The following is a 17088-nucleotide window of genomic DNA, read 5'->3' as shown; positions in this document are numbered from 1 at the left end:
AACATGACTTCATCATTGAGTCAGCTGCTTGCCGATGCGCGTCGCAGTCGTACGGTGCTCGATACGTTGCCGCCGGAGCTGCTTCCTTCCGATGCCGACGCGGCCTACGCAATCCAGCACGAAATCTTGAGCGCATGCGGCGCGCGAATCGGCGGCTGGAAGATCGGCGCGAAATCGGCGAGCGGACCGATTCAGGGCGCGCCATTGCCCGACACCGATCTGCACGCCGACGGCGCGCGTCTGTCGCGCGAAGGCTTCGCGCCGCTCGGGCTCGAACTCGAAGTCGCGTTCCGTTTCGGCCGGCGTTTCGAGCCGTCCACGAAACCGTACCGCGAGGACGAAGTGCTCGCGGGCATCGGCTCGATCGGCGCGACCATCGAGATCGTCGCGAGCCGCCATGCCGCGTGGCCCGCCATCGACAAACTCGCGCAGCTTGCGGACCTGCAAAATCACGGCGCGCTGATCGTCGGTGAATTCACACGGTATCGCGAGGATTTTCCGTTCGTCGCGCCGTCGCTGCGCTTCGCGTTCAACGGAGGCAATGTCGTCGAAACGACGCCCGCGAATCCGGCCGGCGATCCGCGGCGGCTGTTGACGTGGCTCGTCAATCACGCGAGTTCGCGCGGCATTGCGGTGACGCCGGAAATGGTGATCACCGCCGGTTCGTACACCGGCATGTTCTTTCCGCGCGAGGCGGGCGAGGTGAGCGGGCATATCGAAGGACTCGCGCCCGTGCATCTGACGCTGTACTAGGTAATTCGAGCTGCGTGGTTCAGGCGCGCTCCTCACAGGCCGACGAAATGACGAATCCCACTGCGGGCTTGCTCGTCAAGCCGATCCATCTGGTCCCCTCCGCCGCGCGCGCAACGAGTCCGCTCGCGCAGCATCTGCGCAAAGCGCTGCGCGGCGACGTGCTGTTCGATCTTGCCAGCCGCGGCCGCTACGCGACCGATGCGTCGATCTATCAGATCACGCCGGTCGGCGTCGTGGTGCCGCGCGATCAGGACGATCTGCGCATCGCGCTCGAGATCGCGCGCAGCGAGAAAGTACCGCTGCTCGCGCGCGGCGCGGGCACGAGCCAGTGTGGGCAGACGGTCGGCGAAGCGCTGGTGGTCGATACGAGCAAGTGGCTCAACAACATCGTCGCGTTCGATGCCGACGCGCGCACCGTGACGGTCGAGCCCGGCGTCGTGCTCGATCATCTGAACGCGTGGCTGAAGCCGCATGGACTGTGGTTCCCGGTCGATGTATCGACGGCTGCCCAGTGCACGATCGGCGGCATGGCCGGCAACAACTCGTGCGGCTCGCGCTCGATCGAGTACGGCAACATGGTGCACAACGTCGACGCGATCGACGCGATTCTCGCCGACGGCAGCGAAGCGCGCTTCGCGTCGCTGCGCGAGCCGCCGCTGCAAGGTGAGCGCTTGCAGCAGATCGTTGCGGGCGTCACGCGGATCGCGCAGCGCGAGCGTGACGAAATCATCGCGCGCGTGCCGAAGGTGCTGCGCCGCGTCGCGGGCTACAACATCGATCTGTTCGATTGCCAGAATCCGCGCGCCTATACCGATGACGGCAGCGCGAACCTCGCGCATCTGCTGGTCGGCTCGGAAGGCACGCTCGCATTCAGCCGGCAGATCACGTTGAAGCTCGCGCCGCTGCCCGCGCACAAGGCGCTTGGCGTGGTCAACTTTCCGACCTTCCGGCAGTCGATGGCGCTCACGCAGCACATCGTCAAGCTGAAGCCGGTCGCTGTCGAACTCGTCGATCGCACGATGATCGATCTCGCGTTGAGCAACCCCGCGTTTCGTCCGGTGATCGAGAAGGCGCTGGTCGGCGAGCCGCAGGCGATTCTGCTCGTCGAGTTCGCGGGCGAGGATCGCGACGCGCAGCTCGCGTCGCTGAAGCAGCTCACGGAGTTGATGGGCGAGTTGGGCCTGCCCGATGCGGTCGTCGAGATGCCGGACGCAAATGCGCAAAAAGCGCTGTGGGAAGTGCGCAAGGCTGGTCTCAACATCATGATGAGCATGAAGGGCGACGGCAAGCCGGTGTCTTTCATCGAAGATTGCGCGGTGCCGCTCGAACATCTGGCCGACTACACGAGCCGGCTGACCGACGTGTTTCATCGCCACGGCACCGAAGGCACGTGGTACGCGCATGCGAGCGTCGGCACGCTGCACGTGCGGCCGATTCTCGACATGCGCCGCGACGGCGCGACGAAGATGCGCGCGATCGCCGAGGAAGCGGCCGCGCTCGTGCGTGAGTACAAGGGCGCGTATTCCGGCGAGCATGGCGATGGGCTATGCCGTGGTGAATGGGTCGCATGGCAATACGGGCCGCGGCTCAACCAGGCGTTCAGCGAGATCAAGGCGTTGTTCGATCCGGACAACCGCTTCAATCCCGACAGGATCGTGCGTCCGCCGAAGATGGACGACGCGCGCAATTTCCGCTTTGCGCCGGGCTATCGCGAACAGCGCATCGAAACGGCGCTCGACTGGTCGACGTGGAACGTGAAGCGTGACCCGCTGACGGGAGAAGAAAGCGCGCCCGGCAGCGGCGACGATCTGAGCGGCGGCCTCGCGAAAGCGGTAGAGATGTGCAACAACAACGGCCACTGTCGCAAGTTCGACGCGGGCACGATGTGCCCGAGCTATCGCGTGACGAAGGACGAGCAACATTTGACGCGCGGGCGGGCCAACACGTTGCGGCTCGCGATTTCGGGGCAACTCGGCGAAAGCGGGCTCGCGAGCGATGACGTGAAGGAAACGCTCGACCTGTGCGTATCGTGCAAGGGCTGCAAGCGCGATTGCCCGACCGGCATCGATATGGCGAAGTTCAAGATCGAGGCGCGGGCGGCGCGTGTCAAGACGCATGGGGTGCGGCTGCGCGACAGGCTCGTCGCGTTCATGCCGCGCTATGCGGGCGCGGCGAGCCGCATGCCGAGGCTGCTGGCGCTCGCGGACAACGTGCCGGTGCTGTCGACGTGGTTCAAGCGCTCGGTCGGCTTCGCGACCGAGCGGAGTTTGCCGCGGTTCAAGAAGGCGTTTCTGGCCGATGCGGTGTCCGCGAAGCCTGCACGCAACGCTGCGCAGGCGTGCGCGCTGAAAGAAGTCCTGCTGTTCGTCGATACCTTCAACAACCACCTCGAGCCCGACAACGCGCGCGCCGCGCAACAGGTGCTCGAAGCGGCGGGCTACACGGTCCACTTCAATGCACGCCCGGGAGAGCGTCCCGTGTGTTGCGGCCGCACGTTTCTCGCGGCGGGTCTCGTCGACGAAGCGAAAGAGGAAGCGCGGCGCATGCTCGAGCTGTTCAGGCCGTTCGTCGAACGTGGCGTGCCGGTGGTGGGGTTGGAGCCATCGTGTCTGCTGTCGTTGCGCGATGAATTCCTGCAGTACGGCTTCGGCGAAGAGGCGCAGCGCCTCGCGCAGCACGCGTTTCTATTCGAGGAATTCCTCGTGCGCGAAGAAAAGGCCGGACGATTGCAGCTCGAATTGAAGCCGCTGCCGATGCAGCAGGCACTCGTGCACGGCCACTGCCATCAGAAGGCGTTCGACGCATTCACGCCGGTGCAGACCGTGCTGGAGTGGATTCCCGAATTGAAGGTATCGACGGTCGAATCGTCGTGCTGCGGCATGGCCGGCAGCTTCGGCTATGAAGCGGAGCACTACGCGAGCTCGCAGGCGATGGCCGAGCTGTCGCTGCTACCCGCGGTGCGCAAGCTGGACGCGGCCACGGTGATGGTCGCCGACGGCACTAGCTGCCGGCATCAGATTCACGACGGCGCGGGCGTCGACGCGATCCACGTCGCGCGCGTGCTGGCGATGGCGCTGCGATGACACGGAGCTAACCGCAAAAGCGAAACTCAAACGCGAATCTCAAACACCGATAGCCTGCCGGAACCCAATCGGCGTCACCCCGACAGCCTCGCGAAACCGGTGACTAAAGTGACTCGCGTTTGCATAGCCACACTGCCCGGCGATCTGCGTGAGCGGCAACGTCGTCGTGCGCAGCAGCGTGCGCGCGCGATCGAGCCGCTGCCGCGCGATCCAGGCGGCGGGCGGCAACCCGAACGACTCGCGAAACATCCGCGCAAGATGAAACTCCGACAGCGCCGCGACACCCGACAGCTCCCCAAGCGTCAACGGCTGCGCAAGATGAATGTCGATATAGTCGCGCAGGCGGCGCCGCGTCGCGGCCGACAGCCCGCCTTTCAGCGCCACGTTCGCGCGCCGTACGCCCTGGCCGCGCAATAGCAGGCTCAGCACTTCGTGCGCGGTCTCGTTGGTGCGCAGCAGACCGTCGGGACTTTTCCACTCCTCGTTGACGAGCGACTGACACAGACTCGCAATGCGCGGGTCCTCGAAATAGGTGCGATCGGCGAGCGTCAGTTCGCGCGGTTCGCGGTCGAGCTCCTGCACCGCGCGTCGCGTGAAGTGCTCGGGCAGGAAGTACAGATGCATGAAGTGCATGTGGCCGCGCACCCACCAGCGCGATTCGTGATCGCCGGGCAGTGCGCACAGCCGCGACGGCGCGCCGTAGTGGCCCGGCATTTTCTGGCGCTCGGTGCGATAGCCGCCGTCCAGATAGCACGACAGCGTGTGATGGCCGGGCCGTTCGTAGACGGTCTCGTCCTCCTTCGTGTCGCGAGTCCATAGCGCGATCGCGAGTCCGTCGCCGAGCCACGCGAAGCGGTCCAGATGCGCGTTCGCACTGGCGAGCGTGTGACAGACCGACTGCAGGCCAAAAGGCATGCCGGCGGTGGATATCACGGGGACGGACGGGGTGGGGTTCACGGCGGCGCGCGGAGGTTTTCCGGTGTACGGTGGTGGTTGAGCGGCCAGTATACGGCGCGTCCCGTCAGCCTGCGCATCGGCGCGAAAAAGTGCGCAATTTTGGACAATTGCGGGCGGCGGCGCGGTTCCATAGTCGGGCTTTCTTCCATGCTGCGCGTCATCGCAGTCCGTCATTGCAGTCTGAGGCCCGACCATGAATCTCCTCCTTTATGCCATCACCGTGCTGATCTGGGGCACCACGTGGATCGCAATCAAATGGCAACTCGGCGCGGTGCCGCCACCGGTATCGATTGCGTGGCGTTTCTGGATTGCCGCGCTGCTGATGTTCGCACTGGCGCGCATCATGCGCCGCCCGATCTGGCCGCCGCGCGACGCCTGGCGCTACCTCGGTGCGCAGGGTCTCGCGCTGTTCTGCCTGAATTTCCTGTGCTTCTACTACGCCGAACAGCTCGTGCCGAGCGGGCTCGTCGCGGTGGTGTTCTCGACCGCGCCGCTGCTGAACTCGATCAACGGGCGGCTGTTCATGGGCCGGCCTCTGCAGCCGAGCGCGATTGCGGGTGCGTTGCTCGGGCTCGTCGGCATCGTCTGTCTGTTCGTGCAGCAGATGGCCGGGCATCTCGGCGACCACACCGCATGGCTCGGGCTCGGCGTCGCGTTTCTCGGCACGCTGTGCTTCTCGGCCGGCAACCTGCTGTCGAGCCGCATGCAGTCGATGGGCCTGCATCCGTTCGCGACCAACAGCTGGGCGATGCTGATCGGTGCTGCCGTCCTGACGCTCGGTAGTCTGTTCGCCGGCTATTCGTTCGCGGTGGAACCGTCGGCGCGCTATCTCGGTGCGCTCGCGTATCTCGTGGTGTTCGGCTCGGTGATCGGCTTTACGGCGTACTTGATGCTCGTCGGCCGTATGGGCCCGGAGCGGGCCGCCTATTGCACGGTGCTGTTTCCGATCGTCGCGCTCGCGGCATCGACGCTGTTCGAGGGCTATCGGTGGTCAGCGCTCGCGGTGGTCGGTCTCATGCTCGTGGTGGCCGGCAATCTGGTGGCGTTCGATCTGACGCGGCGGCTTTTCGAGCGTCGCCGGGCGGCGCGGACATGATGAGCGTCTCGCTCAAGGTGAGGATTTACAGGAGCAGAAAAAGCAACTGAATCGCTGATCGGTGAGTCTTTACGGGAACCGGTTTTTACCGGTTTCGTGAAGGAAAGATTGTGTCGGAAACATGGTTCGATGCAAATCGAATGAATTGGATGAATCGGCATTCAATAATCATTTTTTCATCAATAAATTTACTATTTTTATATGAGAGAATAAAACGCTAAATCTGATGTGCGCGTCTCGCGCCTAGCAAGGACCGACTGCCGTGAAGCCTTTTTCCCGCCTTGGCTTGGCCGTGGTGTTAATCCACAGCCTGATCTCGCCGAATGTTTCCGCGCAATCCCAATTGAATTACACGACCTCATGGATCGGTAATAGTTTCGGATTTGGCGACGGCAAATGGATGCAGCAGGATATTCAGGCCATTAGCGTCGGCGCCAATGGCACCGTTTATACCAATGCGCCGTGGGACGAAAGCGGCAGTGAAATCGCCGCCTATCGCGCGGGCGACAAGCTCGCGGTGGCCGGTTCGACGCATGGCTGGGGCGCGGCCGGAGGCGACGCGGTGGCCGTCAACCAGACGTACCTCTATGCGGCGATGTCGATCGGCAACGAGAACAATGCGCTGGTCGGCGCCGACTATCCGCCGGCCAATCAGACCTGGTACGGCGTCACGCGACGCACGCTTGCGAATCTCGCGACCGGCGCGCCGTTTTCCGGCGGCATCGGCAATAGCGCGAACGCGACGAAGAACAGTTTCGTCGCGGTCGATACGGTGAAGACTGGCACCGACGCGAGCATTCGCGGCCTCGCCGCAACCGACAGCGAGCTCTACGTGGCCGACACGTACGGCAACCGGATCGCGGTGTACGACGCGCAGTCCATGCAGCCGCTGCGTTCGTGGAGCATCGCGTCGCCGGCCCGCATCGCGATCGACACCGACTCGACGCTGTGGATCATCAGCGGCTTCGGCACAGGCAATCTGAGCATCCTGCACTACCGCGCCGACGGCACCGCGCTCGCCGGTCCATTGACGCTGCCCGCCGGCACCGTGCCGAGCGACCTCACAGTGACGCCATCCGGCCAACTGCTGGTCGCCGACAACGGCGTTTCGCAGCAGATCCTCGTGTTCAACAAGGGCGCTGGCGGCCAGATGCAGGCGGGCACGTCGATCGGCACGCGCAACGGCATTTTCCACCCGGTGCGCGGCGTGCCCGGCGATACGCGTTTCAACGGCATCACCGGCATCGGCGTCGACGCGGCCGGCAATCTGTACGTCGCGCAAAACGGCGAGGGACCGCGCGCGCTCGGCTCGGCATCCGTAGGGCAGGGCGCAGTGCTGGAGAGCTACGTGTACGGCACGCGCGTGCTCAACTGGCGGCTCTACGGTCTGAGCTTCGTCGATAGCGGCGCGTTCGACCCGGCAACACCCGCTTCCATCTACACGGGCTCGAAGCGCTTCACGCTCGATTACAGGCAGCCGGTCGGCCACGAATGGTCATATGCGGCGTTCACGCTCGATCGCTTCGATTACCCCGACGATCCCGCCTTTCACGAGCCGCGCGGCGTGCGTGGCGAACCGATGGTGCGCAGATTCGATGGCCAGCGCTTTCTCTATACGCTCGATCCGGGCGCGCACTATCTGAACGTCTATCGCTTCGATGCCGCGCATGGCGAGATCGCGATACCGTCGGGGATGCTCGCGCAGAATCCGCTGCCCGGCGCATGGCCCGCCGCGCAACCGACGTACGGCGAATGGCTGTGGCGCGACAGCAATGGCAATGGCGCCGTCGACGCGAGCGAGATCAGCGGCAATCCGTCGACCGGCAGCACGGTCGGCGACGGCTTCTGGTGGGTCGACGAACCCGGCAACGTGTGGCTTGCCACGCCATTGAGCGGCGTGCGCGAGATGCCGCTGCAAGGTCTCGACTCCGCCGGCAATCCGATCTACACGTACGCGAGTGCGAAGATGTTCGCGATGCCCGCGCCATTCACGCGGCTCGCGCGGCTCGTCTACGTCGCAGCGACCGACACGATGTATCTGTCCGGTTTCACGAGTGCGATTCCGTGGGACCCGACGCACTGGAAGGAAGCGGGTCCGGTGCTGGCCCGCTACGACAACTGGAGCAGCGGCAACCCGACGCTGACATACACGGTCTCGCTGCCGTGGAACACGCAAAGCGATCCGCAGACCACCACGGTCGGCGTCGCGGTGGCGGGCAACTATATCTTCGTTGCCGAGCTGTACACCGATCGCATCGACGTCTACGACGCGCGCAACGGCACGGCGGTCGGTTACATGACGCCGGGCGCGAGCGTCGGCGGCACGAGCGGCTGGGTCGACGTGTATCTCGGCATCAGCGCGGTGCAGCGCGATAACGGCGAGTACGTGGTGCTGGTCGAAGACGACGCGCGCGCGAAGCTGCTGATGTATCGCTGGACGCCTTGACGTGGATCGCTGTCGCGCCGAACACGAATAGACGGCGGCGCACGATCGGTATATAACAACTTTACCGATGCACTCAATGGAGCGATGTTCGATCATGACGCAAGACGTTTCTCCCAAGCCGCCCTCCGACGATCGTCCCGAGATCGAGCAGCTCGACGCGGCGCTCAGTCACGTCGATCAACAGGTGTCGTCAGGCGGCATTGCATCGGGCGCCGCGAAAGGCATTGTGTACAGTCTGATCGAAACGCTCGGCGCGCTGGTCGGCGATCCCGATCTGCCGGAGCACGCACGTTCGGGTTACGAGGGACTGCTGGAGGCCGCGCGCGAGTTGCGCGCGAAGTTGGAGCGCTGAGTGGACCGCTGAACGCGCGGGTCCGCGCCGGCGCAGCCATCGTGCCGTCTGTTATACAAAAGCGCACTGTGTAACTCACCGTGTGCTTTTTTTCATGCTCTCTGAGGCTCACGCCCCGAGCGCCACCTCTTCACCGCTCGTCTGCGCCAGCAACTGGTGAATCTGCGCGACCACGGCCGCGCCTTCGCCGACCGCCGCGGCCACGCGTTTCGTCGACCCGGCACGCGCATCGCCGATCGCATAGACTCCTTCGACCGTGGTCCCGAGGTCGCACGCGGTGGCCGAGCCATCCGCGCTGATGCCGGTCAGCACGAAGCCTTTCGCGTCGAGCTGCACGCCGCAGGTACGCAGCCATTCAGTGTTCGGGTCCGCGCCGGTGAACAGAAACAGATGCCGGGTGTCGAAGTGATCGACGCCGCCGGGCAGCGGCCGCTTCAGCGCGACCGACACGAGCCCGTCCTCATCGCCTTCGAGCCGGCCGACTTCCGAATTCGGATGCACGAACACGTTCGGCAGCGAGCGGATGCGGTCGATCAGATAGCGCGACATGGTCGCCTCGAAACCGCTGCGGCGGATCAGTACGTGAACCTTGGCCGCGTGCGTCGCCAGATAGACGATCGCCTGGCCGGCCGAATTGCCGCCGCCAACCAGCACGACCTCCTGGCGCTTGCACAGCTTCGCCTCGACCGGCGACGCCCAGTAGTAGACGCCGCGTCCGTCGAAGCGCTCGAGCCCGTCGAGCGCCGGGCGCCGGTACACGGCGCCGCTCGCGATCACGATCGCCTGCGCGCTGATGTGGCCGCCGCATTTCAGCTCGAGCCGATACGGCGACTGCCCGCAATGCAGCGCTTTCACGTTGACTGGGATCGCAACGTGCGCGCCGAACTTCTGCGCCTGCACGAACGCGCGGCCGGCGAGCGCCTGGCCCGAGATGCCGGTCGGAAAGCCGAGGTAGTTTTCGATGCGTGAGCTCGCGCCCGCCTGGCCGCCCGGCGCGCGGCTGTCGAGCACGATCACCGAAAGTCCTTCGGAGGCCGCGTACACCGCGGCGGCAAGTCCCGCCGGCCCCGCGCCGACGATCGCGACGTCGTACACGTACGTGTCGTCGAGATCGGGCAGCATACCTAAGCGAGTGGCAAGCTCGGGCATGCTCGGATGACGCAGCACCGAGCCGTCCGGGCAGATCACGAGCGGCAGGTCCTCGCGCTGCGCGGCGAACTGCTCGATCAGACGCAGCGCGTCTTCGTCGCGTTCGTCGAGTACCGAATGAGGATGGCCGTTGCGCGACAGGAAGCCTTGCAGCATCACGAGCCGCGCGTCGCTGCTATCGCCGACGAGGATCGGCCCGCCCGCGCCCTTTTCGATCAGCGACACGCGCCGCAGAATCAGCGCGCGCATGATGCGCTCGCCGAGTTCCGCTTCGGCGACGAGCAGCGCGCGCAGGCGGTCGGGCGGAATCAGCAGCGCTTCGACGGCGCCGATCGCGAGGCCGTTCACGAGCGCGGGCTTGCCCGACAGTTGCCCGACCTCGGCCAGAAAATGTCCGGCGCCATGCTCGCCGATCAAGACTTCGCGGCCGATGCCGTCACGCTGATAGACCTTCACGCGTCCTTCGAGCAGAACGAACATGCCGGGCCCGGTGCGCCCGGTCTCGAACAGCAGTTCGCCGGACTTCCAGTGACCGACCTCGCCGAAGCGGCGCAGCCGGTCGATCTCCGCGCAGCTGAGCGCGGGAAACATCTGGTGCATGCGCGTCGACAGCGACGAAAACGGCGCGTCGGCGACGACCCCCTGCTGTCCTTCCACCTCTTGAGTCGAAACGTCCTGAGTCGAAAGCATTGAACCGCTCCTTCGATATTCATTGCACGATTGAACGCGAGGCAACGCGATGCGCGCTCGCACGCCGGGACGAGCCGTGCCGCGCGCGTCAGGCGGACGATGCCGCCGCTGATTACGGCTAAACGGCTTTGGGCGCGATGTCGTCGACCGCGACTTCCGGCGGCGGCATCGCGGGCAGCGCGTCGACCGGCTTGCCCGAATCGCGCCAGGCTTCCATGCCGCCGCGCAGCGGCAGCACGTCGGAGAAGCCGGCTTCGTTGAGCTGCTTGGCCATCCATGCCGCGGAAATCTCGTTCGGGCAGGAGCAGTAGATCACGAGCTTCTGATCGTGCGCGTAGGTGGCGACGATGTCGTCGAGTTGCCGTTCATCGGCGAATTGCGCGCCGGGGATCACGAACGGATCGAGCTTGCGCTTCTCCTCCGAACGGATGTCGAACACGACCGGCGCCCGGTCAGCCGCGAACAGCTTCTCGAGTTCGTCGACCTCGATGCGCGCGGACGCGAGCTTCGCGATCAACTGACGGCGCCGGATCCACCGGTACACCGCGTACAGCACCAGCAACGCAACGACGACGAGCGCCGCCGTGCGCCCGAGCCGCCCGGCAATCGCGAACAGCATGTCGATCTGCCGCGCGAACAGCGCGCCGATGATCAGCCCGGTGCCGGACCACAGCGCGGCGCCGACGCCGTCATAGGTGAGGAAGATGCGGTAGCGCGTGCCCATCGCGCCGGCCATCGGGATCGACACGATCGACAGCCCCGGCACGAACTTCGCGACCGCGAGCACGCGCACGCCCCAGCGGCCGAAGAAGCGCTCGGTCTTTTTCACGCAGGTGTCACGCGACAGCGACAGCCGGCAGATCGTCTTCAGCGTATTGCCGCCGTAGATGCGGCCCGCGACGTACCACGCGCTGTCGCCGATCAGCGTCGCGAAGATCGACAGCACGAGGACCGGCAGCAGTTGCGTGCCGACCGAGCCGGGGTGCATCGCGGCCATCGCTCCGAACAGCACGAGCGACGGCATGGCCGGCACCGGCAGCCCGAGCGCGGCAGCCAGCACATTGAGGAAGACGAGCGCCGGTCCATATTGCGCGACGAGGTCATGTAGCATCGGTTTAACATCCGCGGCCCTTGCGGGCGCAGCGCGGTAAGGAATGCAAAGGGGAATGCAAGGATTATGGACGTATTTTCGAGACGTGCAACCGGCCCGGAAATTGGCCCGTCTTCTGGCTGCGATCAGGTCGCCCTATGTGGCCGCATGCCTCGATACACAAGCGTGGCAACCGCTCGTGACAAGTTGCTGAAGGCCGGGTAAGCGCGCTCGACGAGACGCGAAGACGCTTGCAAAAACCCGTAGGAAAGCGGGGATTGGCGGCGTGAACGGAACAAACGGAAGCACGGCGACGCGCGCCCAATGCGAATAATCCCGCGCTGACGCGTCGAAGCGCGACGCAACCGGCGCGAGAGGCTGACGAGTCGCGCGACGGTCACACCCGCCGCGCGCCTGTTTCACTGACGATGATTGTGCTGCTCGCCCGGCAACTCGGCGCCATGCGCGCGGATCGCGGCGATCAGCTCCGCGGGCGTGATTTCGTAGCGCACTTCGCGATGTATGCCCGGCTTGCGCTCATCGACCTCGATCAGCAGGATGCCTTTGCCGTCTTCGGTCGATTCGAGGCGCAGCGAGCGAAGTTCGCGCGCCGTTGCGTCGTCGTATTCGGTGAGCAGGGCCATTGACCCGGAGGACCCGGTGATGCGCATCGAAGTTGTCCTTGTTGCGTTGGTGATGGAACCATTGTACGGGGCGGACGGCGTGCCGTCTGCCGCGTCGTCGTGCCGTGTCGCGTCTGCCTCTGTCTCGCCGGGGTTTTAGTCGGGTGTGACGCTGCCGCTAGCGGATTCGCGGTTGCGGAGCGAGCAACCAGTTTAACGCGACTCCTCGTCGCGACGGACGCATTTTTCATGCCCCGCGGTGGCGCGACGTGCGTTCGGGTTTTGTCATGCGGGTGACGCGGGGGCGGGCTAGGAAGCGTTGGGCGCGCGCAAAAAAATAGCCCGTCCGGACAGGGACGGGCCGTTAAACGCCGTTGTTACTCGGGTCAGCCTGCCCTTGCAACATTGGGCGCTGACGACTCCATCCTCGTGCTTCGTTGGCCGGCTGTCGAGGTGGGGGTAATGCGGATCTATCAGATCAAAGTACTGTTTTCCGGTTCGGCGTTCACACGAGGCCGGTCGCGTAATACACCGCGATCACGAAGAACACCGCGAGCGTCTTGATCACGGTGACCGCGAAGATGTCGCGATACGACTGCCGGTGCGTGAGACCCGTCACGGCGAGCAGCGTAATCACCGCGCCGTTGTGCGGTAGCGTATCCATGCCGCCGCTCGCCATCGCGACCACGCGATGCAGTACTTCGAGCGGAATATGCGCGGCTTCCGCACCCTTGATGAACGTATCCGACATCGCGGCGAGCGCAATGCTCATACCGCCGGATGCCGAACCCGTGATGCCCGCCAGCGTGCTGACCGACACCGCGGCGTTGACGAGCGGATTCGGAATGCTTTTCAGCGCGTTGCTGACGACGAGAAAGCCCGGCAGCGCCGCGATCACACCGCCGAAGCCATATTCCGACGCGGTGTTGAGCGACGCCAGCAGCGCGCCCGCCACTGCCGCCTTGGTGCCCACCGCGAAGCGCTGGCTGACGCGACTGAACGCCGTCACGACAACCATCACGATGCCAAGCAGCAGCGCGCCCAGCACGGCCCAAATCCCCACGAGAGCCTTGACGCTCGTTTCGACTGGTGCATGCAGCCCCGGCAGGATGTCCGGGGTGACCGTGAAGGACGGACCGTACCAGGTCGGAATCCAGCGCGTCAGCAGGAAGTTCGCGACGCCGACCATGACGAGCGGCGCGACCGCCAGCAGCGGATGCGGCAGCTGCTTCGACTCGACGCGCTCCGGCTCGTTGACGAGGTCGGTGCCGTAACCCTCGCCGGTCGCCATCGCGGCGCGGCGTCGCCATTCCAGATACGACAGACCGACCACGATGATGAACAGCGAGCCGAGCACGCCGAGCGTCGGCGCGGCCCACGAGGTGGTCTTGAAGAACGTCGTCGGGATGATGTTCTGGATCTGCGGCGTGCCGGGCAGCGAGTCCATCGTGAACGAGAACGCGCCGAGCGCGATCGCGCCGGGCATCAGCCGCTTCGGAATGTTGCTCTGGCGATACAGCTCGGCCGCGAACGGATAGACCGCGAACACGACGACGAACAGCGACACGCCGCCGTAGGTGAGCAGCGCGCACACCGCGACGATCACCGCGTTAGCGCGCGAGCGGCCGATATAGCGGATCGCGGCCGCGACGATGGACTCCGAGAAGCCCGACAGCTCGATCACCTTGCCGAATACGGCGCCGAGCAGAAACACCGGGAAGTACAGCTTCACGAAGCCGACCATCTTGTCCATGAAGATGCTCGTGAAGACCGGCGCGACGGCGGCGGGCTCGGTGAGCAGGACGGCGGCGAGCGCCGCGATCGGCGCGAACAGGATCACGCTGTAGCCGCGATACGCAGCGAACATCAGAAACGCCAGCGCGGCGATAACGATGAGAAAGGTCATTGAGTCTCCATAGCCCGGTTGTTCTACATGTTTGCCGTCCCGATCGAGCGACGGCGCGGCGCGCTCGGAACGCAGGTTCCATGCCATGCCTGCCGTTTTGCTGCTGGCCCGCCGTGGCGCATGGCGCGGCCGCGCAGCGGCGGGCCGAGGCATCGTTGGCGGATTGTACCCAAGCGTCTCCGAAACGGGACTTCCATCCGCTGAAGAACACCTGAAACCAGGGTAACTCATGATGCATAAGGCCTATCGGGTGTCTCAATTTGGAGATAAATTCATCCACCGATTGAGATTGATGCAATCAAAACGATAAGCGGAGACAGCGACAGCATGTTGACCGACTGGACGGGCTTGCCCGCCACCTATGACGACGTGCTTCGTCGGGCGATGGATTCGCTGTTTCGCACGTTCGAAAACTTCAGCGAAGGCACCTTCATCGTCGATGGACAGGCGCGCGTTGTCTGGATCAACAAGCGGTATGCGGCGCGCTTCGGCTTTGCTGACCCGCAGCAGGCGATCGGCCGGGATTGCGAAGCGGTGATTCCAAACAGTCTGATGCGCGAGGTCGTCAACACCGGCAAGCCGATCCTGCTCGACATCATGGAGACCGATCGCGAGCCGCTCGTCGTCACGCGCCTGCCGCTCAAGGACGATGCCGGCGTGACGATCGGCGCGGTCGGCTTCGCGCTGTTCGACGAGTTGAAAGCGCTGTCGCCCCTCTTTTCGCAGTACTCGCGGTTGCAGCAGGAGTTGATCGCGACGCGTCAGTCGCTTGCGCAGGCGCGCCGCGCGCGCTATACGTTCGGCAGCTTCGTCGGCACCAGCGCGGCGTCGCTCGAAGTGAAGCGCCAGGCGCGGCGTGCGGCGCAACTCGAAGCGCCGGTGCTGCTGCTGGGTGAAACCGGCACCGGCAAGGAGTTGCTCGCGCATGCGATTCACGGCGGCTCGGCGCGCGCGCACAAGCCGCTCGTCAGCGTCAACGTCGCGGCGATTCCCGACACGCTGCTCGAAGTCGAGTTCTTCGGCGCCGCACCCGGCGCGTACACCGGCGCGGATCGCAGGGGGCGGGTCGGCAAGTTCGAGCTCGCCAACGGCGGCACGCTGTTTCTCGACGAGATCGGCGACATGCCGCTGCCGTTGCAGGGCAAGCTGCTGCGCGTGCTGCAGGACAAGGAATTCGAGCCGCTCGGCTCGAATCGGATCGTGCGCGCGGATGTGCGGATCATCGCGGCGACATCGGCCGATTTGCCGGCGCTCGTCGCGGCCGGGCGTTTTCGCGCGGACCTGTTCTACCGGCTCAACGTGCTGACGATCCATGCGCCGGCGCTGCGCGAGCGTCCGTCCGACATCGAGGCGCTTGCCTACGCGATGCTCGAGGAGCTGGCCGCGCAGGCAGGCGGCGGCAGCCACTTCGAATTGCACGACGACGCGTTGCGCGTGCTGTGCGCGTACGACTGGCCCGGCAACGTGCGCGAACTGCGCAACACATTGGAGCGCGCCGTGATGCTGTCCGACAGCGAGCGCATCGATGCGCGTGTGCTCGCGCCGTTCATCGGCTCGGGGCACGGCGGTGCGATGGCACCGGCGCGGACCCCGACTGTCGCGGCCGCCAGCGTGGACGTGGCCGCCAGCGCCGAACCCACCTCGTGGAGCGACGCGATGGCCGCGTTCGAAAAGCGCTTTCTCTGCGACGCGTTGCGCGCGAACGGCGGCCGCGTCATTGACACTGCGAAACAGATCGGCATGGGCCGCGCGACGCTGTACAAGAAGATCGCCGCGCACGGCATCGACGTTTGACTCGCCGCGCCCGGCCAGCCGCACCACGCCAACTGACGCAGCACGAGAGCAGCGTGGCACAATCGCGAGATCGAAAAACAAGACGTGACCGGGGTCTCCATGAAATGCCATTCCTTCTTCGCGCGCCGCTCGCGCGGCATACTGGCCGTCGCCGCGATCGTCGCGCTTGGCGGTTGCAGCAGCAGCGCGCCGCTGTTCCTGCCGGACGGCCGTGCGACCACGCTCGTGCAATGCCCGGTCGGTTCCGACTCGTGCTCGCAACAGGCGGCCGCCAGTTGCAATGGCGCGTTCGACGTCGTGCGCCAGTCGAGCGAGGGCGGTACGTTGAGCCTGATCTATGCCTGCCGCGCGACCGCCAAGTAAGCTCCTGACGCCGTGCCGGTGCAATGCCGGCGCGCGCGGCTGGCCGATCCGTTGGCGGCCTTCGGTTTTTTTCACCTGTTCGCAGTTATTCCCTGCCAGTTCCCGATACGCTCGCTGACCACGCTCGTGCCATTCCTGCTACCACATGGCCGTCATAAATTCATGCGCCTAATGTGTGCCCGATAAGCGGTTTGCATGCGAATTGGGATAAGTAAGCCGCATGCGGCATTTTTACAACGTTGAGTCACCGCGCACCGATTATCCTTTGCGCCCCGACGATGATTTATCTTTACCCTCGGGGCGTCGAACGCAGTCAGTGCGGCAGGCAACGGAACGTGAAATTTGACGGCAGTATTCTTTTTTAAACCGTTGGGATTTAACCCGGCGAGCAGAAATTGCCGGTTTTTTCCGACGCAGAAGAAGTTCAGGAAGGTTTTTCCGCTGCTCGCGGGCATTACTTTGGGCCGCGCGGGCCAACGCGGCTCCATGCTTTCGATTTTTTTGCTTCAACACTAATTCAATAAAATCCGGGGAAAGCAATGAATCATCAGCAACTCGAAAAAGACATCGAGCATCTCGAGCACATAATTTCCCATATTTCCGCAGAAGACCGTATTCCTTTGTCTTACTGGCGTAACCGCCTTCAGCACGTTTCCGGCGCGGTTCTCGTGCCGGCGCAGGCAACCCGCGTCAAACGCCTCGATGCCGCGCTTTGCGCATTGGAAAAACGGCAGAAAGCCTGAATGTCGTCATTGTGTCCGCCGCTCGGGATCGGCAATTAGGAAA

13 protein-coding genes are annotated in these 17088 nt (G+C 64.8%); 8 read left to right on the top strand and 5 right to left on the bottom strand.

Going from position 1 to position 17088, the window contains the following annotated elements; all coding sequences use genetic code 11:
* The first annotated feature begins 3 nt into the window (after nt 1–3).
* Nucleotides 4–753, top strand: coding sequence for a 2-keto-4-pentenoate hydratase (locus HDG34_RS03120; protein WP_184057629.1), 750 nt, complete (start codon nt 4–6; stop codon nt 751–753).
* 47 nt (nt 754–800) lie between these two features.
* On the top strand, nt 801–3836 hold the full coding sequence (locus HDG34_RS03115; RefSeq protein ID WP_184057628.1) for an FAD-binding and (Fe-S)-binding domain-containing protein: 3036 nt from the start codon (nt 801–803) through the stop codon (nt 3834–3836).
* Nucleotides 3837–3875: 39 nt separating this feature from the next.
* Here HDG34_RS03115 and HDG34_RS03110 read toward each other — a convergent pair whose 3' ends face one another.
* Nucleotides 3876–4751, bottom strand: coding sequence for a helix-turn-helix domain-containing protein (locus HDG34_RS03110; RefSeq protein ID WP_184057626.1), 876 nt, complete (start codon nt 4749–4751; stop codon nt 3876–3878).
* 235 nt (nt 4752–4986) lie between these two features.
* Here HDG34_RS03110 and HDG34_RS03105 point away from each other — a divergent pair, with 235 nt between their 5' ends.
* From HDG34_RS03105 to HDG34_RS03095, 3 genes are all read left to right on the top strand, one after another.
* The gene (locus HDG34_RS03105) at nt 4987–5889 is read left to right on the top strand and encodes a DMT family transporter (RefSeq protein ID WP_184057624.1); all 903 of its coding nucleotides are present in this window, start codon (nt 4987–4989) and stop codon (nt 5887–5889) included.
* A gap of 262 nt (nt 5890–6151) precedes the next feature.
* On the top strand, nt 6152–8335 hold the full coding sequence (locus tag HDG34_RS03100; protein ID WP_184057622.1) for a hypothetical protein: 2184 nt from the start codon (nt 6152–6154) through the stop codon (nt 8333–8335).
* 94 nt (nt 8336–8429) lie between these two features.
* Nucleotides 8430–8687, top strand: a complete 258-nt coding sequence (locus HDG34_RS03095) for a hypothetical protein (RefSeq protein WP_184057620.1) — start codon at nt 8430–8432, stop codon at nt 8685–8687.
* A 108-nt stretch (nt 8688–8795) separates the two neighbouring features.
* Here HDG34_RS03095 and HDG34_RS03090 read toward each other — a convergent pair whose 3' ends face one another.
* From HDG34_RS03090 to HDG34_RS03075, 4 genes are all read right to left on the bottom strand, one after another.
* Nucleotides 8796–10526, bottom strand: coding sequence for a cyclic nucleotide-binding domain-containing thioredoxin-disulfide reductase (locus tag HDG34_RS03090; RefSeq protein WP_184057618.1), 1731 nt, complete (start codon nt 10524–10526; stop codon nt 8796–8798).
* 118 nt (nt 10527–10644) lie between these two features.
* Nucleotides 10645–11637 carry a DedA family protein/thiosulfate sulfurtransferase GlpE gene (locus tag HDG34_RS03085; protein WP_184057616.1) on the bottom strand — a complete coding sequence of 331 codons (993 nt, stop codon included), beginning with the start codon at nt 11635–11637 and terminating at the stop codon, nt 10645–10647.
* A 398-nt stretch (nt 11638–12035) separates the two neighbouring features.
* Nucleotides 12036–12287 (bottom strand): hypothetical protein, encoded by a 252-nt coding sequence (locus tag HDG34_RS03080; protein ID WP_008921056.1) that lies wholly within the window; start codon nt 12285–12287, stop codon nt 12036–12038.
* Nucleotides 12288–12744: 457 nt separating this feature from the next.
* Nucleotides 12745–14145, bottom strand: a complete 1401-nt coding sequence (locus HDG34_RS03075; RefSeq protein ID WP_018424071.1) for a GntP family permease — start codon at nt 14143–14145, stop codon at nt 12745–12747.
* A 327-nt stretch (nt 14146–14472) separates the two neighbouring features.
* Here HDG34_RS03075 and HDG34_RS03070 point away from each other — a divergent pair, with 327 nt between their 5' ends.
* The 3 genes from HDG34_RS03070 (at nt 14473) to HDG34_RS03060 (ending at nt 17045) form a co-directional block, all read left to right on the top strand.
* Complete coding sequence (locus tag HDG34_RS03070; protein ID WP_184057614.1) at nt 14473–15939, top strand: sigma-54-dependent Fis family transcriptional regulator; 1467 nt, start codon at nt 14473–14475, stop codon at nt 15937–15939.
* 99 nt (nt 15940–16038) lie between these two features.
* Nucleotides 16039–16302: a hypothetical protein gene (locus HDG34_RS03065; RefSeq protein WP_184057612.1), complete on the top strand. Its 264-nt coding sequence runs from the start codon at nt 16039–16041 to the stop codon at nt 16300–16302.
* Between the two features lie 539 nt (nt 16303–16841).
* Nucleotides 16842–17045 carry a hypothetical protein gene (locus HDG34_RS03060; protein WP_084754379.1) on the top strand — a complete coding sequence of 68 codons (204 nt, stop codon included), beginning with the start codon at nt 16842–16844 and terminating at the stop codon, nt 17043–17045.
* Nucleotides 17046–17088: the final 43 nt, after the last annotated feature.

The organism is Paraburkholderia sp. HC6.4b (assembly GCF_014200875.1).
Classification (GTDB): Bacteria; Pseudomonadota; Gammaproteobacteria; order Burkholderiales; family Burkholderiaceae; genus Paraburkholderia; species Paraburkholderia tuberum.
Note: the sequence above shows the minus strand (reverse complement) of the source record. Positions and strands in the feature narration are given on the sequence as shown.